Here is a 22,223-nt window from a genome sequence, read left to right on the forward strand (position 1 = left end):
CGAGGGGCGGGGCCGGGGCGTGGGCCGGCGGTTCACGAGGCGTGCGGCATCGGCGCTGCCGGGCCCAGGGCGGCGACGGGGCGGCCGTGGGCGCGGGTCTCGGGCGGGGCGAGGGGGGCCGCGCAGAAGCCGCAGCGGTCCCCGATGAGGTCGATGCCGCACCAGGTGCAGGTCTCGCGGCGTACGGACGAGACGAGCTGGTGCAGGACCGGCAGGTCGGGCAGGTACGCGGCGAACTCGACGAGCTTCGCGGTGCCCCACCAGGCGGGTGAGGCGGCGGGCAGGGCGGCCTCCTGCACGCTGTCGATGCGCCAGGCGGGGGCGAGCGTGCGGGTGGGCCAGTCGGAGGGGAGCCGTCCGCGGGCCCAGACCATGGCGGTCGCGAAGTCGGGGCCGGCCGGGGGGCGTTCGCCGGGTGTGCCGAGCCGGACCAGCTGGGGTGCGGGGTTGGCGAGGACGGCGAACTGGGAGCCGGGCACCCAGGACTTGGCGTGGGCCTTGAGCGTGACGGGGACGCGGTCGAGCCGGGCGACGGAGGCCAGGACGGCGCCCGCGTACACGTAGTGGGAGAGCAGCCGGGCGGCCGAGGCGACGATGCCGGGGCCGAAGTCGCAGAGGGAGAGCTGGCGCAGCTGGCGTGCGACGACGGCGACGCCGAGGGGCGGCAGGTCCAGTGGTACCAGGGCGATGCGGTCGCTCTCCAGCAGGGCGCGGACGGTGTGGAGGCGCCGGACGTGCGCGGCCGGGGCGGCGGAGGGGTGGAGGACGACGACGTGGCCGTGCTGCTCGACCAGGAGGTCGAGGGCGGCGAGCGCGGCGTCGAGGGGCTGGGCGTCCGGCGGCGGGAGGACGGCGGCGCTGGGGGTGTGCCGGTCGGTCGGGGGCAGCACCAGGTCGGCACTGGTGACGGCAATCGCGGTCGGCACGCTGGTTCCCCGTTCGCTCCGGCCACCGGTGTACCCGGCGAATCGCAGTCGCCTGCGATACCTGCTGCTGCTCCGTTGCTCACTCCTGACCCGCACTTTATCGGCGTGGGGGGTGCGGGAGAACCGCTTTCGGACTCCTCGTAGTGGAGCATGTGCCGAGCGCGCTCCCCCAAATCGGGCAAGCAGGGCAGGAGTTGACTCCTGTACCCAACTCGGGCCGCCCGCAAGGGGCGTTCGGCCGCCCGGACACCTTGACAAGGGGATTGGTCTGGACCACCTTGTACGGGCATACGCAGCGGTGGCCACCGTGCGACGCACCTCCACCTCCCCACTCCCCACTCCCCCACCACCGGAGGCAGCAAGTGGACCGCACCAGACTGCTCGGCGGCGCCCTGGCGCTCGCCGTGGGCGCCGGGCTCGCCCTGACCGGCGGCGCCGGCAGCGCGCAGGCCGCCGACGTGAACGTCGCGAAGAACGCGGGCTTCGAGTCCGGACTCGCCAACTGGACCTGCTCCGCGAACAGCGGCGCCGCCGTCTCCTCGCCCGTGCGCAGCGGGGCCGCCGCGCTGAAGGCCACGCCGGGCGGGCAGGACCACGCCCGGTGCGCTCAGACCGTGACGGTGAAGCCGTCCTCCACGTACCGGCTGAGCGCCTGGGTCCAGGGCGGCTACGCCTACCTGGGCGCGAGCGGGACGGGCACCACCGACGTGTCCACATGGACGCCCGACTCCTCCGGGTGGAAGCAGCTCACCACCTCGTTCACCACCGGCCCCCACACCACGTCCGTGACCGTGTACACGCACGGCTGGTACGGGCAGGCCGCCTACCACGTCGACGACGTCTCGGTCTTCGGGCCGGACGGCGGCGGCGGCCAGGACCCCGACCCCGTCGTGCCCGCCACCCCCGCCGGGCTGACGGCCGGGTCGGCGACCTCCTCGTCCGTGGCCCTGAGCTGGAACGCCGTGTCCGGCGCGGCCGGCTACCACGTCTACCGGGACGGCGTCCGCGTCCAGTCGCCGGCCGGCACGTCCACGACCGTGTCGGGGCTCGCCGCCGACACCGCGTACGGCTTCCAGGTCTCGGCGTACAACGCGGCCGGCGAGTCGGCGAAGTCCGCGACGGTGGGCGCGCGCACGACGCCCGGCTCCACGGGCCCGAACCCGAACGTGCCGAAGCACGCGCTGACCGGCTACTGGCAGAACTTCGACAACGGCGCCACGGTGCAGAAGCTGCGGGACGTCCAGGCGCAGTACGACATCATCGCCGTCTCCTTCGCGGACTCCACGGCCACGCCCGGCCAGATCACGTTCCGTCTCGACCCGGCCGTCGGCTACGCGTCGGTCGCCGACTTCAAGGCGGACATCGCCGCGAAGAAGGCCGCGGGCAAGTCGGTGATCCTGTCGGTGGGCGGCGAGAAGGGCAACGTCACCATCAACAGCGACGCGTCGGCGACGGCCTTCGCGAACAGCGCGTACGCCCTGATGCAGGAGTACGGCTTCAACGGGATCGACATCGACCTGGAGCACGGCATCAACTCCGCCTACCTGACGAAGGCGCTGCGCCAGCTGTCGGCGAAGGCGGGTCCGGGCATGGTGCTGACGATGGCGCCGCAGACCATCGACATGCAGAACACGGGCACGGAGTACTTCAGGACGGCGCTCGCCGTGAAGGACATCCTGACGGTGGTCAACACGCAGTACTACAACAGCGGCTCCATGCTGGGCTGCGACGGCAAGGTCTACGCGCAGGGGTCGGTGGACTTCCTCACGGCGCTCGCCTGCATCCAGCTGGAGGGCGGCCTCGACCCGTCGCAGGTCGGGCTCGGCGTGCCCGCGTCCCCGCGGGGCGCGGGCAGCGGCTACGTCGACCCGTCGGTCGTCAAGAACGCGCTGGACTGCCTGGCTCGCGGAACGAACTGCGGCTCGTTCAAGCCGTCGAAGACGTGGCCGGCGCTGCGCGGCGCGATGACCTGGTCGACCAACTGGGACGCGACCGCGGGCAGCGCCTGGTCGAACGCGGTCGGCCCGCACGTCCACAACCTGCCGTAGGCGGCCCGGGCGGAGCCCCGCCCGCCGGTGTCTCAGTACGCCGGCGGGCGGCCGGCCAGGTAGTGGTGGACGACCGGGGCGATCTCCGCCAGCCACTGGTTGAGCTTCTGCGGCTTCTTCGCGTGCACCCGGCACTCGTACAGCATCCCGCTCGGGTGGTGCCGGACCGCCACCATCAGGACGGGGCCGTACGAGGCGGGCGCGAAGTGCACGGTGGCGACGGACGCCCAGGGGAACTCCATCGGGTGCCCGTTGGCCTCCAGGGCCACGCCGTCGGCGTCGACGACCACGGAGTTCAGCTTGTCGTGCGCGATGAACTCCGGGCCGGCGGCGGGCGCGCCGTAAGGCGCCGGCGCCCCGTACGGCGCCGGCGGTGCGGGCGCCCCGTAGGGCGCGGGCGGTGCGGGCTGTGCGTACGGCCCGGTCGGCGCGTAGGGAGCGGGCTGGGCCGGGGGTATGGACGGGCCGAAGCCCGGCGGTGGCGGTGTGGTCATACGGCCAGTATCGCCGGGCCCCCGGCCCGGTCCTCACCAGGGCAGTTCGCGCACCTGCTGGACGCACAGGACGACGAACAGCAGGCCCGCCGCGCCCAGCATGCCGTTGCTGAGCCAGCCGTTGCGCCACTCGCCCGGCGTGCGCGAGGAGTTGAGCAGCCACAGCAGGGTGAGGGCGAGGAACGGCATGAAGAACGCGCCGATCACGCCGTAGACGATGACCAGGCCGAAGGGCTGGTCCAGGAAGAGCAGCGCCATCGGCGGGAAGGTCAGCCACAGCAGGTACGCGCGGAACGGCAGCGACTTCTCGGCGGCGGGCACGCCCTCGGCGCGGCCGGCGGCCGCCCCGCCGCCCTCGCCCTCCTCGCCGCGCTCGCGGAGGCGGCCGACGAAGTCGGCGAACATCAGGCTCACGCCGTGCCAGACGCCGATGAGGGAGGTGAAGGACGTCGCGAAGAAGCCGACGAGGAACAGCTGGGCGGTGGCCGCCCCGTACCGGTCCTCCAGCACCCCGCCGAGGTCGATCAGGCCCTTGTCGCCCTTGGCGAGGGCGACGCCGGAGGAGTGCAGCAGCTCGGCGCCGACGAAGAGCATCGCCACGACGAAGACACCGGTGGTGAGGTAGGCGACGCGGTTGTCCATGCGCATCACCTTCATCCAGCCGGCGTCGCGCCAGCCCTTGGCGTTCACCCAGTAGCCGTACGCCGCGAGGGTGATGGTGCCGCCGACGCCGCCGACGAGGCCCAGCGTGTAGAGCAGCGAGCCGTCCGGCAGGACGGGGACGAGCCCGGCCAGGGCGTCGCCCAGGTTCGGGGTGACCCGTACGGCGAGGTAGACGGTGACCAGGAACATCAGACCGACCAGGAAGGTCATGACCTTCTCGAACACGGCGTACCGGTTGAACCAGACGAAGACCAGCCCCACGAGGCCGCAGATGATCGCCCACCACTTCACGCCCAGCGTGTCCGGGAAGAGCGCGGCGAGCGGCAGGGCGCTGGAGGACATGGCGGCGGCGCCGTAGACGAAGCCCCAGACGATGACGTACCCGGCGAAGTAGACCGTCGTCCACCGGCCGAGGCTGCGCCAGCCGTCGAAGAGGGTGCGGCCGGTGGCCAGGTGCCAGCGCCCGGCGGCCTCCGCGAGGGAGATCTTGACGAGGCAGCCGATGACGGCGGCCCACAGCAGGGTGTAGCCGAACTTGCTGCCGGCGATGAGCGTGGCGACGAGATCGCCGGCGCCGACGCCGGTCGCGGCGACGACGATGCCGGGGCCGATGTGCCGCCAGCCGGCCTTGCGCAGGACGGGTGTCGCCTCTCCGCCGCCGCTGCGGGTGGTGTCCGCGGTGTCCGCCATACCGTCTGCCGCCTTCCCCTCGTGCCTGCTCCGCTTGCGTGATCCCGACACGTAAGCGGGTGTGGGGTGATCGCGCAAGGGGGTATGCCTGACGGCTGTTGACCGAAGCGCGCTCTTGACGCGGTCATGCCATACCCGCATCCTGCGTCGCACGGGGACCACCCCGTACCCCCCACCCAGGAGACACGCATGCGACTTCGCATCCGCGGCTTACGCGGCAGGCGGTCCGCCACCCTCACGGCCCTGCTCGCGCTCGCCCTCGCCGTACCACTCACGGCCACCGCCACCACCCCCGGCACCCCGACGGGCGGCACCGCCCCGGCCGCCGCGACGGAGGAGGTCATCCGGCAGTACGAGATCCACGGGCCGTCCACGCCCGCCGAGCGCTCCGCCCTCGCCGCCACCGGCGTGTCCATCGACGAGGTGGACGGCCACGCCGTCGTCGTCAGCGCCAACGCCGAACAGGCGAAGCGGCTGCGCGCCCTCGGCCACAAGCTGGAGGCCCTGCCCGGGCCCCCGGCCCGCAACGCCGGCGCGGCGGTCTCGCCCATGGACTTCCCGTCCGCCGACTCCCGCTACCACAACTACGCGGAGATGACGGCGGAGATCGACCAGCGCCTCCGGCAGTACCCGAACATCATGAGCAAGCGCGTCATCGGCAAGTCCTACCAGGGCCGCGACATCGTCGCCATCAAGATCAGCGACAACGTGGCCACGGACGAGAACGAGCCCGAGGTGCTGTTCACGCACCACCAGCACGCCCGTGAGCACCTCACCGTCGAGATGGCGCTCTACCTGCTGCGCGAGTTCGGCGCGGGCTACGGCTCCGACTCCCGGATCACCAACGCCGTCAACGGCCGCGAGCTCTGGATCGTGCCGGACCTCAACCCGGACGGCGGCGAGTACGACATCGCCACCGGCTCGTACCGCAGCTGGCGCAAGAACCGGCAGCCCAACGCCGGCTCCTCGTACGTCGGCACGGACATGAACCGCAACTGGGACTACAAGTGGGGCTGCTGCGGCGGCTCCTCCGGCTCGTACGGCTCCGACACCTACCGGGGCACGGCGCCCGAGTCCGCGCCCGAGGTGAAGGTCGTCGCCAACTTCGTGCGCTCCCGGATCGTGGGCGGCAAGCAGCAGATCAGGGCGGCGATCGACTTCCACACCTACAGCGAGCTGGTGCTGTGGCCGTACGGCTGGACGTACTCCGACACGGCCACCGGCATGACCCAGGACGACCGCGACGCCTTCGCGGCCGTCGGCCGGAAGATGGCGGCCAGCAACGGGTACACGCCCGAGCAGTCGAGCGACCTCTACATAACGGACGGCTCCATCGACGACTGGCTGTGGGGCGCCCAGAAGATCTTCGGCTACACGTTCGAGATGTACCCGCGCAGCTCCTCCGGCGGCGGCTTCTACCCGCCCGACGAGGTGATCGAGCGCGAGACCAGCCGCAACCGCGACGCGGTGCTCCAGCTGGTCGAGAACGCGGACTGCATGTACCGGTCCATCGGCAAGGAGTCGCAGTACTGCGCGGCCTGACGAATCGTCACTCCCCGGGTGCGGTGCCCGTTCGCCGGGCGCCGCACCCGGCGGCACGGCCGCTTCCGGTGTGCAGCCGTGCCGCGACTGTGGCTGTGCTGTGACGGCTTGATGGGTAACCTGCTGCTCGTACGCCGGGGGATGAGGGGGCGGCATGACGGGGGCGGGAAAACGACTTCTGCCGCTGAGCGGCGACGACCCGGCGGAGCTGGGTCAGTACCGGCTGGTCGGGCGGCTCGCGGCCGGCGGAATGGGCCGCATCTATCTGGCGCGGCACCGCGTGGGACAGCGGCTGGTGGCCGTGAAGACCCTCCTCGCCGAGGGCGTCGTCAGCGAGCCGGACCGGCGGCGGTTCGCCCGTGAGGTGGCGCTCGCCCGGCGGATCGACAACCGGTTCACGGCGAGAGTCGTGGACGCCGACCCGGAAGCGACGACGCCGTGGATGGCCATCGAGTACATCCCGGCGCCCTCCCTGGCCGAACTGGTGGGCACGGCCGGCCGGCTGCCCGCTTCGGCGATCCGCTGGGTCGCGGCCGGCACCGCCCAGGCACTGGAGGCCCTGCACCGCGAGGGCATCGTCCACCGGGACGTGAAGCCGCAGAACATCCTGCTGCCGCTGGACGGGCCCCGGCTGATCGACTTCGGCATCTCGCACGCCACCGACCTCACCCGGACCTCCCTCACGCTCGGCACGATCTCCTTCACCTCCCCCGAGCAGGCGCGCGGTGAGCCGTCCACGGCGGCGTCCGACGTGTACTCGCTGGGCGCCACCCTGTTCCACCTGGCGGTGGAGCGGCCCCCGTACCCGGAGGGCGAGGACACCCTGCGGCTGCTGGCCCGGGTCTCGCGCGGCGACCTCGACCTGACGGGGCTGCCGAAGGAACTCGTCCCGCTGATCCACCCGTGCCTCGCCGTGGACCCGGCGCGGCGGCCGCGCCCGGCCGACATGCTGGCGCGGTTCATGGAGGAGCGCGACCGGCTGCCCACCTCGCACAGCGGCAGCCGCTGGCTCCCGCCGCGCTGGACGGAGCTGATCCTCGCGTACGAGCGCCAGGGCCAGGAGTGGCAGACGCTGGCCCCGATGGGCCCGGGCGCGGCGACGGCGGACCAGCGCACCGCCCCCGTACCGCCGCCGGGGCCGACCCGGCTCGACACCCAGGAGCAGGAGCGGCGGGCCCGGCAGCAGGCCGAGCGCGAGCGCGCCCGCGCGGACGCCGAGGCGCGCGCCCGGGCCCGCGCCCAGGCGCAGGCACAGGCCCAGGCACAGGCGCGGGCCGAGGCGGCGGCCCGGGCGCGGGCGGAGGCCGACGCACGGGCGCGGTCCGCGTCCTCGGCACGGGCGACGCCGCCGCCCGCCCCGCCCGCGGCGCCGAAGAAGGGGTCGTCCGCCGGCAGCTGGTTCCTCTTCTTCGCGGCCGTCCTCGGGCTCCTGTTCCTGGCCGACTCCTGCGACGACGGCTCCGGTTCGTCCTCGTCGTCGAGCAGCGGCCCCAGCTACACGCGGCCCACCTCCTCGTACACCCCCTCGCGGCCCACGCCCGAACCGGAGGACCTGGCCTTCCGGGCCGTACGCGCCGGCGAGTGCCTCGACGTGTACGCCGACGGGTACGGCGAGTGGAGCCGGAGCGTCCCGGTGCGCGTGAGCTGCGACTCGGCGAGCGCCTACGTGTACGTGACGCGGACGTCCACCGACACGGACACCGACTGCAGGCGCGGGCAGGGGCGCAGCCAGTGGCTGAACTTCGGCGCCGACGACATCGACACCGTGCTGTGCCTGACCCGGCAGTTCCGGGCCGGGCAGTGCTTCACCGCCAAGATGGACCAGAACTACCGGGCCACCGCCGACCTGATGGTGGTGTGGAACTGCGACGGCGACAAGGTGCCCCGCGGCCAGACGCACATCATGCAGATCACCGGCTACTACCGCATGCCGTCCGACCGCCGGGTGAACTGTGTGAACGACAACAGCCGGTTCTGGTGGTGGGAGGTCAACGACGGCAAGAGCGTCGTCTGCGCCAAGGTGGCGTGAGCGGCCTCAGCCGAGGACGGCGAGGGCGTCGATCTCAATGAGCAGGCCGGGCGGCAGGCCCACGTAGACGGTGGTGCGGGCGGGCGGCACGGCCAGGTCCTTGAAGTGGTCGTCGTAGATCTCGTTCATCTCGGCGAAGTGGTCCACGTCGGTGAGGTAGACGCGGAGCATCAGCACGTCGTCCCAGGTGGCGCCGCCCGCCGTGAGGACCGCCTCGACGTTGGCGAGGGTCTGCAGGGTCTGCTCGCGCAGGGTCGGGCCGGCCACGGCCGGGGCCCCGCCCCCGACGGCCGGCAGGAAGCCGACCTGGCCGGCGACCTGGAGGATGCCGCCCTTGCGGACGCCGTGCGAGAAGCGGGCGGGCGGGGTGGCGTGGGTGGACGGGTTGATCGCGGTCTTCTCGTGCTGCGCGGCGTTCTCGGTCTTCGCGGTGTTCTCGGTGTTCTCGGTCATCGCTGCTCCTTGGTGGGGGTGTGGCCGGAGTAGTCGCGGCTGATGGCGTCCGCGGTGCGGCGGACCAGCGGGAGGAGGGCGAGGAGTTCCTCGGCCGTGACGACGACGTTCGGGGCGGACACCGACATGGCGGCGACGACCCGGCCGTCGGCGCCGCGTACGGGCGCGGCGACGCAGTTGATGGACTCCTCGTGGCCGCCGAGGTCGGTGGCCCAGCCCTGTTCGCGGACGGTCGCCAGCTCCTCCAGGAACGCGGCGGCGTTCGGGGTCGAACGGGGCGTGTACGGGGGGTAGTCGAGCTTCGCGGCGAGGGTGCGCCGCTCGTCCTCGGGCAGGTCGGCGAGGAGCAGCTTGGCGACGGCGGCGACCGTGATGGCGACGGGCTTGCCGATCCGCGAGTACATGCGGACCGGGTAGCGGCTCTCGACCTTGTCGATGTACAGCACCTCGCCGTCCTCGTACACGGCGAGGTGCACGGTGTGCCCGGTCTCCTCGCCCAGCCGGACGAGGTGGGGGTGGGCGATCTCGCGGACGTCGAGGTTCTCGACGGCCTCCTGGGCGAGCGCGATGAGCCGGGCGCCGAGGCGGTAGCGCTGGTCCTGCTGGCGGTAGACGAGGCCGTGCTCGTGCAGGGTGCGCAGCAGGCGCAGGGCGGTGGACTTGTGGACGCCGAGCCGGTCGGCGACCTGGCCGAGGTCGGCGGGGCCCTGGGCGAGCAGCGGCAGGATGCTCAGGGCGCGGTCGACGGTCTGGCTCATGGGGTGCGTACCTCCTCGCCGGCCGACGCGGCCGCGGACCGTGGTTCGGTCCAGCCGGGGCCGAGGTGCAGTCTCCCCCACGTGTGGCCGTCCAGTGCGGCCAGGCGGTCGGCGTGTGCGCGGGCCGGCACGGGGCCGAGGTCGCCGGGGGCGGTCAGGGCGGCGGCGGCCATGAGGTGGCCGTGCCGCAGCCGGTCCCGTACGGGCAGGCCGCGCAGGGTGGCGGAGAGGAACCCGGCGGCGAAGGCGTCGCCCGCTCCGACCGCGGCGACGACGTCGACGCGGGGGGCGGGGACGAACTCCCGCGCCCCCGGGGCGTTCCGGTCGAAGGCGGTCGCCCCGCGGCTGCCCTGCTTGACGACCAGGACGTCCGGCTCCGGCAGCGCCGCGCGGATGTCGCTCGCGTCGCGCAGGCCCCAGGCGGCACGGGCCTCGTCGGCACCGACGAACACGACGTCGGCGCCGCGGGCCAGCTCCAGCAGCGCGGGCCCGGCGGGGCCGCGCCACAGGGCCGGCCGGTGGTTCACGTCGAAGGAGACGAGCGGGCGGCCGGGGTGGCGCGCGGTGAGGTCGCGGAGCAGGGCCAGGCAGTCGTCGGAGAGGGCGGCGGTGATGCCGGACAGGTGCAGCACGCGCCCCGTACGGACGGCGTCCGGGTCCGTGTTGTGCGCGGCCATGGCGGAGGCGGCGGACCCGGCCCGGTAGTAGGCCACCTCGTGGGCGCCGCTCGCCCGGTCGTGGGCCGTGCGGAAGTAGACGCCGGTGGGGCGCGCGGGGTCGCGGCGGACGGCGGAGACGTCGACGCCGTACGCGCCGATCGCCGCCAGCAGGTGGTCGCCGAACGGGTCGGCGCCGACCCGGCCGATCCAGCGGACGGTGTGCCCGGCGGCGGCCAGGGCGCAGGCCACGTTGGACTCGGCGCCGCCGATGGAGCGGGTGAAGGACTCCACGTCCGCGAGGCGGCCGGGGCGGGAGGGCAGGAAGGTGACCATGGACTCGCCGAGGCACACGACATCGACGGCCGGCGTTCGGGTCACACTGGGGCTCCTCACGGCTGGAGGCCGGTCCGTTGACCGGGTGTCGGCCGTGATGTTAGACAGCACGAAGCACCATACGCAATGACTGTTGCACAACACGCAACGGGGACGAGGGGCGCACATGGCCACCGACCAGCAGCCCGGCCTCCAGGCCGGCCGTCGAGCCGACTCGGAGGCGGACCGGCGGGCCGCCCGCCTGAAGGACGAGCGCGTCGACCACCGCTTCAAGGGACTTCCCCCGCACGCCGACGGCCTGACCGTCGGTGAGCTGGCCGACCAGCGCCGCAACGTGTTCACGGACGGCTTCACGACACCCGTCCTGACGCTGTCGGCGGAGGCCGTGGAGCACAACCTCGCGCTGCTGGAGGCGTACTCCGAGCGCCACGGCCTGGCCTTCGCGCCGCACGGCAAGACGACGATGGCGCCGCAGCTCTTCGCCCGCCAACTGGCCCGGGGCGCCTGGGGCATCACGGTCGCCGTGCCGCACCAGGTCCGGGTGTGCCGGGCGTTCGGCGTGCCGCGGGTGTTCCTGGCGAACGAGCTGGTCGACGCGGCCGCGCTGGAGTGGATCGCCGGGGAACTGGCCGCCGACCCGGAGTTCCGGTTCCTCTGCTACGTCGACTCGGTGCGCGGCGTCGAGCTGATGGACCGGGCCCTCGCGGGCGCGTCCCGCCCGGTGGACGTCGTCGTGGAGCTGGCCGCGGGCGAGGGCGCGCGCACCGGTGTGCGGACGGATGCGGAGGCGGCGCGGGTCGCCGAGGCCGTGGCCCGGGCGGCATCGCTGCGGCTCGTCGGGGTCGCCGGCTACGAGGCGCAGGTACCGGGGGCGGACCCCGGCTCGGTGCGGGCCTGGCTGCGGCGGCTCGTGGGGCTCGCGGCCGAGCTGGACGGGGCGGGCCGGTTCGCGGACGCGGACGAGATCGTCGTGAGCGCGGGCGGCAGCGAGTGGTTCGACCTGGTCGCCGAGGTCTTCGCGGAGGTGCCGGCCCTGTCGGCGCCCGTCCTGAAACTGCTGCGCTCCGGCGCGTACGTGTCCCACGACCACGGCCACTACGAGCGGCTGACGCCGTTCAACCGGGTCCCGGAGGAAGGCGCGCTGGAGCCGGCGTTCCGGCTGTGGGCGCAGGTGGTGTCCCGGCCGACGCCGCGGGAGGCGTTCCTGAACGCGGGCAAGCGGGACGCGTCGTACGACCTGGCGCCGCCCGTGCCGCAGCTGGTGCGGTCGGCCGTGGACGGCACGGTCCGCCCCGCGTCCGGGATCACCGTCACGGCGCTGTCGGACCAGCACATCTGGCTGCGGACCGAACCGGGCGCCACGGACGTGGAGGTGGGCGACTGGGTGGCGCTCGGCCTCGCGCACCCGTGCACGGTGTTCGACAAGTGGCCGCTGATCCCGCTGGTGGACGCGGACGGCACGGCGGTGGACTACATCCGCACGTTCTTCTGACCCACTCTTTCCGTCACCTCCCCGGCTCGTGAAGGGCGGCACCGCATGGACCTGGTGATACGGGACGTCCGCGTCGTCGACGGCGGCGGCGGGCCGTCGTACCGGGCCGACGTGGGCCTCGCGGCGGGCCGGATCGCCGCCGTCCGGCGGGAGGGCGAGCCCCGGCTGTCCGGCACGCGCGTGCTGGACGCGCACGGGCTCGCCCTCTCCCCCGGGTTCGTCGACATGCACGCCCACAGCGACCTCGCCCTGCTGCGCGACCCGGCGCACGAGGCGAAGGCCGCGCAGGGCGTCACCCTCGAAGTGCTCGGCCAGGACGGCCTGTCGTACGCGCCCGTCGACGACCGCACCCTGGAGGAGGTCCGCACCACCATCGCCGGCTGGAACGGCGACGGCTCCGACGTGGACCTCGACTGGCGGACCGTCGGAGAGTACCTGGACCGGCTCGACCGGGGCTTCGACGGGCAGGGCATCGCCGTGAACGCGGCCTACCTCCTCCCGCAGGGCACGGTCCGGGCGTACGCGGTGGGGTGGGAGGACCGGCCGGCGACGGACGCGGAGCTGGCCCTGATGCGGCGGCTCGTGGCGGAGGGCCTGGAGCAGGGCGCCGTCGGCATGTCGTCGGGCCTGACCTACACGCCCGGCATGTACGCGGACGGCTCCGAACTGGCCGCGCTGTGCCGGGTCGTGGCCGCCCACGGCGGCTACTACTGCCCGCACCACCGCTCGTACGGGGCGGGCGCCCTGGAGGCGTACGCGGAGATGGTGGACCTGGCGCGGAAGGCGGGCTGCGCCCTGCACCTGGCCCACGCGACGCTCAACTTCGGGGTGAACGAGGGCCGGGCGCCGGAGCTGCTGGCGCTGCTGGACCGGGCGCTCGACGAGGGCGTGGACCTGTCCCTCGACACGTATCCGTACACCCCGGGCTGTACGACGCTGGTCGCGCTGCTGCCGGGCTGGGCGCACGAGGGCGGCCCGGACGCGGTGCTGGCCCGGCTGCGGGACGGGGCGAGCGCCGAGCGGATCCGCCACGACCTGGAGGTGACCGGCTCGGACGGCTGCCACGGCGTCCCCGTCGACTGGTCGGCGGTGGAGGTCTCCGGGGTGGGCGACCCGGCGCTGGCGCACCACGTCGGCAGGCGGCTGCCCGACTGGGCGACGGCCCGGCGGCTGCTGCTCGCCGACCGGCTGGGCACGACGATCCTCCAGCACGTCGGCCACGAGGAGAACGTCCGGGCGATCATGCGCCACCGCGTGCACACGGGCGGCTCCGACGGCATCCTCCAGGGCGCCAAGCCGCACCCCCGGGCGTACGGCACGTTCCCGCACTACCTGGGGCGGTACGTGCGGGAGCTGGGCGTGCTGTCGCTGGAGGAGGCCGTCGCCCACCTGACGTCCCGCCCGGCGGCCCGGCTGCGGCTGCCGGACCGGGGCCTGGTCCGCGAGGGGTACCGCGCCGACCTGGTGCTGTTCGACCCGGACACGGTGGCCGCCGGGGCGACGTTCGCGGCGCCGCGCACCCTCCCGTCGGGGATCCCGCACGTGCTGGTCGACGGCCGGTTCGTGATCCGCGACGGGCGCCGCACGGACGTCCTGGCGGGCCGGACGGTGCGCCGAGGGGCTGATTTCAGCCCGTCCGGCGTTTGAGGACGAGCGCCGTCAGGAGCGACACCGGGGGTCTGGGGGCGGAGCCCCCAGCTACGGGAAGCGTCACGCGCGGGAGGGTTCCCGTTCCTCCACGCGGCGCGGGGAGGGCAGCCAGATCCCCGCGGCGAAGTCGGCGCGGCGCAGCAGCAGCTGGGCCGCTATCACGCAGGCCACGGCGGCCAGGGCGAAGCAGTAGGCGGGGGTGCGGCCGTCGGGTGCCGTCTCGTAGACGAGCGCGGCCGACAGGACGGTCACCGCGCGCCCGGTGCGGCCGTTCCAGGAGGTGGCGGCGAGCACGGGCGTGGCCCACAGCAGGTACCAGGGCTGCACCATCGGTGAGAGGGCGACCAGCGCGAACAGGGCGAGGCCCAGGGCGTGCAGCGGGTCCAGCATCCCCCGGGCCGCGCAGGACGCCAGGTAGGCGATGAGGGCGAGGGCCAGCGTGAGGCCCATGGCCTGGACGGCTCGCTTGACGGGGTCGGGTTCGGTGCCGGACAGGTAGTGCATGGACTCGCCGAGGGCGAGGCCGAGGTCGCTGGTGAGGGAGAGCGCCGTGTGGATCGTCCCGGCGACGCTCTGGGTGCGCAGCCAGCCGAAGCCGGTGCCGGCGAGGAGCGTCGCGCCCACGGCGACGGCCGCGGCGACGGCGCCGGGGCCGAGGAGGCCCTTGGCGGCACGCCGTATCAGCGGGCCCGTCGTGTCACGGCCGACGACGACGCCGATGAACAGCAGGGCGAGGGCGGCGGGCGACTTGATCATCATGGCGAGGGCGACGAGCGCGCTGCCGGCGATCCAGCGGCCGCGCCGCAGGGCGAGGGCCGTGCCGGCCAGGAGCAGCCCGACCATCAGCCCGTCGTTGTGCATGCCGCCGACGACGTGGATGAGCAGCAGCGGGTTGAGCGCCCCGAGCCACAGGGCGCCGGTCCTGGCGCGGTGCGGGGCGAGCCGCAGCAGGGACCAGACGACGAGGGCGAGCGCGGCGACGGCGACGAGCCGCATGCCGAGCACGGCGGGCACGATCTGTCCGGCGCTGAGCGAGGCGACCGCTTCGGCGACGAGGAGGAAGACGGGGCCGTACGGGGCGGGGGTGTCGGTCCAGTGGCCGCCGACGCTCGCGGCGGCGGCGCCGCCGATGCCGCCGGGGTCGAGGACGGAGGGGCCGAAGCGGTACACGTCGTGGCCCTCGACGACCATGGCGCCCTGGGCGATGTAGCTGTAGACGTCCGCGCTGTACAGCGGCGGGGCGAGCAGCAGGGGCGCGGCCCACCAGCCGAGCGTGGCGAGCGTGGCGCGGACCCGGACGGCGGCGCCTTCGGCGACCAGCCGTCCGTACTTCCACCAGGCGACGACGAGGAGCGTCAGCCCGGCCAGGGCGAGCAGGACGCCCGGCCGGGCCGCCTCGGACCCGCGGGGGAACCAGAGCCCCCACGGGTCACGGGCGGGCAGCGTGCCGGCGGCCCAGCCGCCCATGGCGACGGCGACCGATCCGACCGCGCCCAGCCGACGGCATCCGGCGACGCTCCTCAAGGACCACATGACGAGCCAACCTACCGGGGTGGCGCCGTGCGGCCGCCGGCCGTGTCCGGATCCGGTGCCTACGGCTTCGGCCGTCGCCGCGGGATCACGGCTTGGGGAGGGCGCAGCCCGCGAGGCCGAGGTCGATCCTGCTGCCGGCGGCGACGCAGCCGGCGACCTTGTAGGTCTGCTGGCCGTAGTTGATGCCCTGGCGGACGGTCACGGTGCCGTTCTGGTCGACCTCGCAGGGGTTGTTCAGGGTGCAGCGGCCGCCGCTCTCGTTGCCGGTGTTGTTGACGCCGACGACCTTGCCGGTCGTCTCGTTCACGATCGGCGAGCCGGAGGTGCCGCCGATGGTGTTGCAGGCGGAGGTGTAACGGATGGAGTCGGTGAAGGTCCAGTCGGCTTCCTTGAGGCGGTAGGCGAACCCGTCGATCGAGCAGCTGTAGATCCGCTTCCAGTAGCCGGAGACGACCTTGATGGCGGTCCCCTGGGCGGGGCGCGCGGTGTCCAGCTCCAGGGCGGCGATGCCGTAGCGGGTCTGGATCTGCCGATAGCTGCTGGTCAGCTGGTACAGCGAGAGGTCGGTGTCCGTCATCGTCGCGTACGCCAGCTTCGACGCCCGCAGGGTGGCGACCTTGCTGCCGGCGCCGTTCAGGAGGCTGAAGGTGCGGGTGGAGGCGCGGTTGACGACGACCACGCCGGGGCCGGGCATGCCGCCCTCCACGCAGTGGCCGTTGGACATGACGAGCGCGGGGTCGTCGGGCTGGGACTGGGGCAGCCGGACGACGGAGCCGGAGCAGTTGCTGAGCGCGACGGTGCCGGCGAAGTCGACGGCCTTGACCGCGGGCGCCGCCGCCTCGGCCACGGTGGCCGCGGCGGCGGGCGCGGCGCCCATGCCGAGGAGGGCAAGGGTCAGCAGCGCACCGGCGAGAGGCTTTCTCATGTGGGGGGTCCCCTCTTGCGACGGAATGTCATGCGCATTCTTCGCAGTGGACATGTACTCGACAAGAGCACATTTTCAGCCGCCCCACGGCCCCGTGCCGCGGGCGCTGCGCCACCCGGCGCAGCGCCCGCCACCGGATCCGTCGCCTCCGCACCACCCCCTCGGGGCCACCGACGTGGCACAAAACACGAGGCGTCTCCGGCGTCCCGCCCGTAAGCTCGCGACATGCAGGTCATCCAGTCCACGAAGCTCGCCAACGTCTGCTACGAAATCCGTGGCCCGGTCCTCGACGAGGCGATGCGACTGGAGGCGGCGGGCCACCGGATCCTCAAGCTGAACACCGGCAACCCGGCCGCGTTCGGCTTCGAGTGCCCGCCCGCGATCCTGGAGGACATGCTCCGCAACCTCGGCGACGCGCACGGGTACGGCGACGCCAAGGGGCTGCTCTCGGCCCGCCGCGCCGTGATGAGCCACTACGAGACCAAGGGCATCCCGCTCTCGGTCGAGGACATCTACCTCGGCAACGGCGTCTCCGAGCTGATCCAGATGGCCATGCAGGCCCTCCTCGACGACGGCGACGAGGTCCTCGTGCCCGCGCCGGACTACCCGCTCTGGACGGCCTCCGTGGCCCTCGCGGGCGGCACGCCCGTGCACTACCGCTGCGACGAGCAGGCCGACTGGATGCCGGACCTGGCCGACATCGAGCGCAAGGTCACCGACCGGACCAAGGCGCTCGTGATCATCAACCCGAACAACCCCACCGGCGCCGTCTACGACGACGAGATGCTGCGCGGCCTCACCGAGATCGCCCGCCGGCACAACCTGGTCGTCTGCTCCGACGAGATCTACGACAAGATCCTCTACGACGGCACCACGCACACCCCCACCGCCGCCATCGCCCCGGACCTGCTGTGCCTGACCTTCAACGGCATGTCCAAGAACTACCGCGTGGCGGGCTACCGCAGCGGCTGGCTGGCGGTCTGCGGCCCGAAGGCCCACGCCTCCTCGTACATCGAGGGCCTGACGATCCTCGCGAACATGCGCCTGTGCGCCAACATGCCGGCCCAGCACGCCATCGCCGCCGCCCTCCAGGGCCGCCAGTCGATCGAGGCGCTGGTCGCGCCGGGCGGCCGGCTGCTCGAACAGCGGGACGTGGCGTACGACCTGCTCGTGCAGATCCCCGGCGTGACGTGCGTGAAGCCGAAGGGCGCGCTCTACCTGTTCCCGCGGCTCGACCCGAACGTCTACAAGATCAAGGACGACCGACAGATGGTCCTCGACCTGCTGCGGGCGGAGAAGATCATGGTGGTGCACGGCACGGGCTTCAACTGGCACGAGCCGGACCACTTCCGCATCGTCACCCTGCCGAACGCCAAGGACCTGGCGGACGCCGTGACCCGCATCGGCACCTTCCTGGACGGCTACGGCCAGCACTGACGCGGATTTCCCGAACCCACTCCTGGGAGACCCTCAACTTTAGACTGAATCCAATGTAGGATGGCTTCCTGTACGAGAGCAGGAGGCCGTCCCCATGTACGAACCGATCCGCACCAAGTCGGTCCACCGGATGGCCGACGACGACCGCGACCGGATCCCCCAGCGCTCCCGCGAGGAGGAGCTGGACATCCAGCTCGCCGGGCACCTCTCGGCCCTGCTGGCCGTCACCGACGAACTCGGCGACGGCCCGGCGGCCGAGCGCATCGCCCAGCAGGTGGCCCGGCTGCGCGGCGCCCCGCCGGCCCGGCACGCCGCGCTGACCGGCGCCGACGCGTCCACGCTCCACCGCCGGGCCCACGCGCTCGCCGGGCGCGCCCTGGTCGTCGCGGCCTCCCGCGCCGACACCGCCGCCGCCATCCTGGCCGCCGAGCGCATGGACGCGCACGCCGCGGCCCTCGGAGAGAACCGCCTGGTCGGCGCCCCCTGACGGCCCCGGTCCGCACGCCACGTCAGGTGCGCGGGCCGGGTTGCCACCCATTTCGCTCCCCCACACACACGCAAAGACCCCCGGAACGACGACGGTGTCGTTCCGGGGGCCGTCGGCCGCGGCCGGCCGGGATGACTCCACAGGTCAGGGCGTTGTCCTACCTACCGACCGCGGGTTCCTGGGGCGGCGTGGTCAGCCCAGGCGGGCCACCAGCGCGCGGTACTCGTCCCACAGCTCCTTCGGCGTGTGGTCGCCGAAGGTGTTCAGGTGCTCGGGGACCAGGGCGGCCTCCTCGCGCCACACGTCCGTATCGACCTTGAGCAGGAAGTCCAGGTCCTCGTCGGCGATCTCCAAGCCGTCGGTGTCCAGGGACTCCCGGGTCGGCAGGATGCCGATCGGGGTCTCGACGCCCTCCGCCTTGCCCTCCAGGCGCTCCACGATCCACTTCAGGACGCGGCTGTTCTCGCCGAAGCCCGGCCAGACGAACTGGCCCGCGTCGTTCTTGCGGAACCAGTTCACGTAGTAGATCTTCGGCAGCTTGGACTGGTCCGCCGTGCTGCCGACCTTGATCCAGTGGGCCATGTAGTCGCCCATGTTGTAGCCGCAGAACGGCAGCATGGCGAACGGGTCGCGGCGCAGCTCGCCGACCTTGCCCTCGGCGGCGGCGGTCTTCTCGGACGCGACGTTCGCACCGAGGAAGACACCGTGCTGCCAGTCGAACGACTCGGTAACCAGCGGCACGGCCGAGGCGCGGCGGCCGCCGAAGAGGATCGCCGAGATCGGCACGCCCTTCGGGTCCTCCCACTCGGGCGCGATGATCGGGCACTGCGAGGCCGGGACGGTGAAGCGGGCGTTGGGGTGGGCCGCCGGGGTCTCGGACTGCGGCGTCCAGTCGTTGCCCTTCCAGTCCGTGAGGTGGTCCGGGGCCTTCTCCGTCATGCCCTCCCACCAGACGTCACCGTCGTCGGTGAGCGCCACGTTGGTGAAGACGGCGTTGCCCCACAGGGTCTTCATGGCGTTGGCGTTGGTGTGCTCGCCGGTGCCCGGCGCGACACCGAAGAAGCCCGCCTCCGGGTTGATCGCGTACAGCCGGCCGTCCTCGCCGAACCGCATCCACGCGATGTCGTCGCCGATCGTCTCGACGGTCCAGCCGGAGATCGTGGGCTCCAGCATCGCGAGGTTGGTCTTGCCGCACGCGGACGGGAAGGCGGCCGCCACGTACCTGGACTCGCCCTGCGGCGGGGTGAGCTTCAGGATGAGCATGTGCTCGGCGAGCCAGCCCTCGTCGCGGGCCATGACGGACGCGATGCGCAGGGCGTAGCACTTCTTGCCGAGCAGGGCGTTGCCGCCGTAGCCGGAGCCGTACGACCAGATCTCGCGGCTCTCCGGGAAGTGGGAGATGTACTTGGTGCTGTTGCACGGCCACGGCACGTCGGCCTGGCCCGGCTCCAGCGGGGCGCCGAGGGTGTGGACGGCCTTGACGAAGAAGCCGTCGGAGCCCAGCTCGTCCAGGACGGCCTGGCCCATGCGGGTCATCGTGCGCATCGAGACCGCGACGTACGCGGAGTCGGTGATCTCCACGCCGATCGCGGAGAGCGGGGAGCCGAGGGGGCCCATGCAGAAGGGCACGACGTACATCGTGCGGCCCTTCATGGAGCCGCGGAAGATCCCGTCCTCACCCGCGAAGATCTCCCGCATCTCGGCGGGGGCCTTCCAGTGGTTCGTCGGGCCCGCGTCCTCCTCCTTCTCGGAGCAGATGAAGGTGCGGTCCTCGACGCGCGCCACGTCGGTGGGGTCGGAGGCGGCGTAGTAGGAGTTCGGGCGCTTGATCGGGTCCAGCTTCTTGAAGGTGCCCTTGGCGACCAGCTCTTCGCACAGGCGGTCGTACTCGGCCTCGGAGCCGTCACACCAGACCACGTTGTCCGGCTGGGTGATCGCTGCGATCTCGTCGACCCAGGCGATCAGGGCCTGGTGGTTGGTCGGGGCGGTGCTGGGAGCCGCGTTTTCGCGCGCCACGGTTGCTCCTTGTTGAGGGGTTTCGGGTTGTTGCCCCGTGGGGGCTGCGACCCGGATGCGGCGTGTGCGCTCATCCGGTGCCGACCACACTCATTTGATCATCCGACGCGAATGCGCATATGTCCAGAGGGCCTCTCACGTGAGCATCGCCACTTGCGTCCCGGCACCTACGGACGCGTAGGTAGCATTCCGTCATGACTGCCGCCGCCGTGCCCGAAGTGACCGACGACGACGCCGCCGCCCGGACGTCCGCCTCCGCCTCGTCCGTCTCCGTCCCGCTGAAGCCGCGACTGCGCGGCTGGCTGCACGCGGGCATGTTCCCGGCGGTGCTGATAGCGGGGCTCGTCCTCACCGCGCTGGCCGACTCCACGCGCGGCCGGATCGCCTGCGGCGTGTACGTCCTCACGGCGTGCCTGCTGTTCGGGGTGAGCGCGCTCTACCACCGCGGGAACTGGGGGCCGCGCACCACCGCCGTGCTGCGCCGGCTCGACCACGCCAATATCTTCCTCATCATCGCGGGCACCTATACCCCGCTGACGCTGCTCCTCCTCCCCGACTCCACCGGGCGGGTGCTGCTGTGGGCGGTGTGGGCCGCGGCGGTTGCGGGCATCGCGTTCCGGGTGTTCTGGGTCGGCGCGCCGCGCTGGCTGTACACCCCGTGCTACATCGCGATGGGCTGGGCGGCGGTCTTCTTCCTGCCCGACTTCCTGCGGACCGGCGGGATCGCCGTGCTCGTCCTGGTGATCGTGGGCGGGGTGCTCTACAGCGCCGGCGGCGTCGTGTACGGCATCAAGCGGCCCAATCCGTCACCGCGGTGGTTCGGCTTCCACGAGGTGTTCCACTCCTTCACGCTCGCCGCGTTCGTCGTCCACTACGTCGGCATCTCGCTGGTGGCCTACCAGCACTCGTGAGGCACGGACGGCCGCCCATGGGGCTGAGGGAACGCAAGAAGCTCAAGACCCGCGCGGCGATCCGGCGGGCCGCGCACCGGCTCGTCGGCGCGCAGGGGTACGAGACGACGACGATCGAGCAGATCGCGCGGGCGGCGGAGGTGTCGCCGAGCACCGTGCTGCGGTACTTCGCGACGAAGGAGGACATCGTCCTCGACGACGCGTACGAGCCGCTGATGGAGGCCGCGCTGCGGGCGCGGCCGCCCGGTGAGGAGCCCCTGGAGTCGCTACGGGTCGTCATCACCGGGGCGGTACGCGCGCAGCTGGAGGCCGAGCCCGCGGAGACGGCCCAGCGGGCGCGGCTCCTGGCCGAGGTGCCGGCGGTGCGGGCCCGCCTGTCCGAGTCCCTGTCGGGCACGTCGCACCTGCTGGCCCGCGTCCTCGCCGAACGCGCCGGCCGCGCCCCGGACGACTTGTCGGTCCGCGTCTGCACGGCGGCGGTGACGGGCGCGCTGCGGGAGGTCCTCCTGCACTGGGCGACGACGGGTGCGGAGGAGGACCTCCTGACCCTCACCGACGAAGCCTTCACCACGCTGAAGTCGGGCTTCCGCCTGTAGCTGTGGGCTGCTGCGCCGTTCCGTCGTTGTGGACCGGCGCCGGCGCGGCCGTTTCGTCGTTGTGGGCTCGCGCCGGTGCCGCCGTTCCGTCGTTGTGGGCTGGCGCCGGTGCCGCCGTTTCGTCGTTGTGGGCTGGCGCCGGTGCCGCCGTTTCGTCGTTGTGGGCTGGCGCCGGTGCCGCCGTTTCGTCGTTGTGGGCAGTCGTTCCGCATGGGGGTCCCCCCTGGACGTAGTCCTTGGGGGAGGAACGGGTGGGCACAACGACGGAACGGCCACCCGGCCTGAGGGCCCAGCCCCGGCGCGCGCCACGACGGTGGGTGAGTCCGGGGGCGGCCCGGGGGTCACGTGCTCAGATTGGCTCGCTCGGGGCCACGACAGCGAAACGTCCCGGCACCGCCAATCCTGCGCGCGCGACCCCCGGTCCACCCCCGTCCCGTCGTCGGGCGGCTCACCGCCGGTGAGGGGTGGGGTGGGTGGGTCCGACCGCCCGGGGGCGACTCACCCCCGGTGGGGGGTGGGTGGGGCCACCCGCCCGTGGGCGGCTCACCCCCGGTGGGGGGTGGGGTGGGTGGGCCCGCCCG

At 73.0% G+C, this 22,223-nt stretch carries 18 protein-coding genes; 9 read left to right on the forward strand and 9 right to left on the reverse strand.

Annotated features, from left to right (window positions below; all coding sequences use genetic code 11):
• Positions 1–32: 32 nt before the first annotated feature.
• On the reverse strand, positions 33–926 hold the full coding sequence (locus ABEB09_RS11180) for a hypothetical protein (RefSeq protein WP_345689643.1): 894 nt from the start codon (positions 924–926) through the stop codon (positions 33–35).
• A 362-nt stretch (positions 927–1,288) separates the two neighbouring features.
• On the opposite strand from ABEB09_RS11180, the gene ABEB09_RS11185 reads away from it, so the two are divergent.
• Positions 1,289–2,974: a chitinase gene (locus tag ABEB09_RS11185; protein WP_345689645.1), complete on the forward strand. Its 1,686-nt coding sequence runs from the start codon at positions 1,289–1,291 to the stop codon at positions 2,972–2,974.
• Between the two features lie 32 nt (positions 2,975–3,006).
• On the opposite strand, the gene ABEB09_RS11190 is transcribed toward ABEB09_RS11185, so the two are convergent.
• Both ABEB09_RS11190 and ABEB09_RS11195 read right to left on the reverse strand, forming a co-directional pair.
• Complete coding sequence (locus ABEB09_RS11190) at positions 3,007–3,468, reverse strand: hypothetical protein (RefSeq protein WP_345689647.1); 462 nt, start codon at positions 3,466–3,468, stop codon at positions 3,007–3,009.
• Between the two features lie 33 nt (positions 3,469–3,501).
• Entirely contained in the window at positions 3,502–4,821 is a 1,320-nt protein-coding gene (locus tag ABEB09_RS11195) for an Nramp family divalent metal transporter (RefSeq protein ID WP_345689649.1), read from the reverse strand.
• 189 nt (positions 4,822–5,010) lie between these two features.
• Here ABEB09_RS11195 and ABEB09_RS11200 point away from each other — a divergent pair, with 189 nt between their 5' ends.
• Together ABEB09_RS11200 and ABEB09_RS11205 are read left to right on the forward strand one after the other, a co-directional pair.
• Entirely contained in the window at positions 5,011–6,363 is a 1,353-nt protein-coding gene (locus tag ABEB09_RS11200; protein ID WP_345689651.1) for a M14 family metallopeptidase, read from the forward strand.
• Between the two features lie 154 nt (positions 6,364–6,517).
• Positions 6,518–8,392, forward strand: a complete 1,875-nt coding sequence (locus tag ABEB09_RS11205; RefSeq protein ID WP_345689653.1) for a serine/threonine-protein kinase — start codon at positions 6,518–6,520, stop codon at positions 8,390–8,392.
• 6 nt (positions 8,393–8,398) lie between these two features.
• Here ABEB09_RS11205 and ABEB09_RS11210 read toward each other — a convergent pair whose 3' ends face one another.
• From ABEB09_RS11210 to ABEB09_RS11220, 3 genes are read right to left on the reverse strand one after another with little or no spacing between them, the layout of a single operon-like run.
• Complete coding sequence (locus ABEB09_RS11210) at positions 8,399–8,845, reverse strand: RidA family protein (protein WP_345689655.1); 447 nt, start codon at positions 8,843–8,845, stop codon at positions 8,399–8,401.
• Positions 8,842–9,603, reverse strand: coding sequence for an IclR family transcriptional regulator (locus tag ABEB09_RS11215; RefSeq protein ID WP_345689657.1), 762 nt, complete (start codon positions 9,601–9,603; stop codon positions 8,842–8,844). Before ABEB09_RS11215 ends, ABEB09_RS11210 begins: the two co-directional genes overlap by 4 nt.
• Entirely contained in the window at positions 9,600–10,640 is a 1,041-nt protein-coding gene (locus ABEB09_RS11220) for a sugar kinase (RefSeq protein WP_345689659.1), read from the reverse strand. Before ABEB09_RS11220 ends, ABEB09_RS11215 begins: the two co-directional genes overlap by 4 nt.
• A gap of 121 nt (positions 10,641–10,761) precedes the next feature.
• Here ABEB09_RS11220 and ABEB09_RS11225 point away from each other — a divergent pair, with 121 nt between their 5' ends.
• Positions 10,762–12,087 carry an alanine racemase gene (locus ABEB09_RS11225; RefSeq protein WP_345689661.1) on the forward strand — a complete coding sequence of 442 codons (1,326 nt, stop codon included), beginning with the start codon at positions 10,762–10,764 and terminating at the stop codon, positions 12,085–12,087.
• 45 nt (positions 12,088–12,132) lie between these two features.
• Positions 12,133–13,734, forward strand: coding sequence for an N-acyl-D-amino-acid deacylase family protein (locus tag ABEB09_RS11230; protein ID WP_345689663.1), 1,602 nt, complete (start codon positions 12,133–12,135; stop codon positions 13,732–13,734).
• A gap of 63 nt (positions 13,735–13,797) precedes the next feature.
• Here the strand turns inward: ABEB09_RS11230 and mptB are convergent, their stop codons facing one another.
• Positions 13,798–15,270: a polyprenol phosphomannose-dependent alpha 1,6 mannosyltransferase MptB gene (gene mptB / locus ABEB09_RS11235; protein ID WP_345689665.1), complete on the reverse strand. Its 1,473-nt coding sequence runs from the start codon at positions 15,268–15,270 to the stop codon at positions 13,798–13,800.
• Between the two features lie 85 nt (positions 15,271–15,355).
• Positions 15,356–16,195 carry a S1 family peptidase gene (locus ABEB09_RS11240; protein ID WP_345689667.1) on the reverse strand — a complete coding sequence of 280 codons (840 nt, stop codon included), beginning with the start codon at positions 16,193–16,195 and terminating at the stop codon, positions 15,356–15,358.
• Positions 16,196–16,420: 225 nt separating this feature from the next.
• On the opposite strand from ABEB09_RS11240, the gene ABEB09_RS11245 reads away from it, so the two are divergent.
• Both ABEB09_RS11245 and ABEB09_RS11250 read left to right on the forward strand, forming a co-directional pair.
• Positions 16,421–17,632: a pyridoxal phosphate-dependent aminotransferase gene (locus tag ABEB09_RS11245; protein ID WP_345689669.1), complete on the forward strand. Its 1,212-nt coding sequence runs from the start codon at positions 16,421–16,423 to the stop codon at positions 17,630–17,632.
• 94 nt (positions 17,633–17,726) lie between these two features.
• On the forward strand, positions 17,727–18,119 hold the full coding sequence (locus tag ABEB09_RS11250) for an SCO4983 family protein (protein ID WP_345689671.1): 393 nt from the start codon (positions 17,727–17,729) through the stop codon (positions 18,117–18,119).
• 192 nt (positions 18,120–18,311) lie between these two features.
• Here ABEB09_RS11250 and ABEB09_RS11255 read toward each other — a convergent pair whose 3' ends face one another.
• Positions 18,312–20,135, reverse strand: a complete 1,824-nt coding sequence (locus ABEB09_RS11255; RefSeq protein ID WP_345689673.1) for a phosphoenolpyruvate carboxykinase (GTP) — start codon at positions 20,133–20,135, stop codon at positions 18,312–18,314.
• A 194-nt stretch (positions 20,136–20,329) separates the two neighbouring features.
• Between ABEB09_RS11255 and trhA the strand changes: the two genes are divergently transcribed.
• Positions 20,330–21,046 carry a PAQR family membrane homeostasis protein TrhA gene (gene trhA / locus ABEB09_RS11260; protein ID WP_380841516.1) on the forward strand — a complete coding sequence of 239 codons (717 nt, stop codon included), beginning with the start codon at positions 20,330–20,332 and terminating at the stop codon, positions 21,044–21,046.
• Positions 21,047–21,063: 17 nt separating this feature from the next.
• Positions 21,064–21,642, forward strand: a complete 579-nt coding sequence (locus ABEB09_RS11265) for an acyl-CoA-like ligand-binding transcription factor (protein ID WP_345689675.1) — start codon at positions 21,064–21,066, stop codon at positions 21,640–21,642.
• Positions 21,643–22,223: the final 581 nt, after the last annotated feature.

Origin of the sequence: Streptomyces coeruleoprunus (assembly GCF_039542925.1) — a bacterium.
GTDB lineage: Bacteria > Actinomycetota > Actinomycetes > Streptomycetales > Streptomycetaceae > Streptomyces > Streptomyces coeruleoprunus.

Bases quoted from the DNA above. Each gene is read 5' to 3' on its own strand.
- ABEB09_RS11200 (WP_345689651.1), top strand. From the start codon at position 5,011: ATGCGACTTCGCATCCGCGGCTTACGCGGCAGGCGGTCCGCCACCCTC.
- mptB (WP_345689665.1), bottom strand. From the start codon at position 15,270: ATGTGGTCCTTGAGGAGCGTCGCCGGATGCCGTCGGCTGGGCGCGGTC.
- ABEB09_RS11225 (WP_345689661.1), top strand. From the start codon at position 10,762: ATGGCCACCGACCAGCAGCCCGGCCTCCAGGCCGGCCGTCGAGCCGAC.
- ABEB09_RS11230 (WP_345689663.1), top strand. From the start codon at position 12,133: ATGGACCTGGTGATACGGGACGTCCGCGTCGTCGACGGCGGCGGCGGG.
- ABEB09_RS11210 (WP_345689655.1), bottom strand. From the start codon at position 8,845: ATGACCGAGAACACCGAGAACACCGCGAAGACCGAGAACGCCGCGCAG.
- ABEB09_RS11190 (WP_345689647.1), bottom strand. From the start codon at position 3,468: ATGACCACACCGCCACCGCCGGGCTTCGGCCCGTCCATACCCCCGGCC.
- trhA (WP_380841516.1), top strand. From the start codon at position 20,330: ATGACTGCCGCCGCCGTGCCCGAAGTGACCGACGACGACGCCGCCGCC.
- ABEB09_RS11205 (WP_345689653.1), top strand. From the start codon at position 6,518: ATGACGGGGGCGGGAAAACGACTTCTGCCGCTGAGCGGCGACGACCCG.
- ABEB09_RS11240 (WP_345689667.1), bottom strand. From the start codon at position 16,195: ATGAGAAAGCCTCTCGCCGGTGCGCTGCTGACCCTTGCCCTCCTCGGC.
- ABEB09_RS11215 (WP_345689657.1), bottom strand. From the start codon at position 9,603: ATGAGCCAGACCGTCGACCGCGCCCTGAGCATCCTGCCGCTGCTCGCC.
- ABEB09_RS11250 (WP_345689671.1), top strand. From the start codon at position 17,727: ATGTACGAACCGATCCGCACCAAGTCGGTCCACCGGATGGCCGACGAC.
- ABEB09_RS11245 (WP_345689669.1), top strand. From the start codon at position 16,421: ATGCAGGTCATCCAGTCCACGAAGCTCGCCAACGTCTGCTACGAAATC.
- ABEB09_RS11265 (WP_345689675.1), top strand. From the start codon at position 21,064: ATGGGGCTGAGGGAACGCAAGAAGCTCAAGACCCGCGCGGCGATCCGG.
- ABEB09_RS11195 (WP_345689649.1), bottom strand. From the start codon at position 4,821: ATGGCGGACACCGCGGACACCACCCGCAGCGGCGGCGGAGAGGCGACA.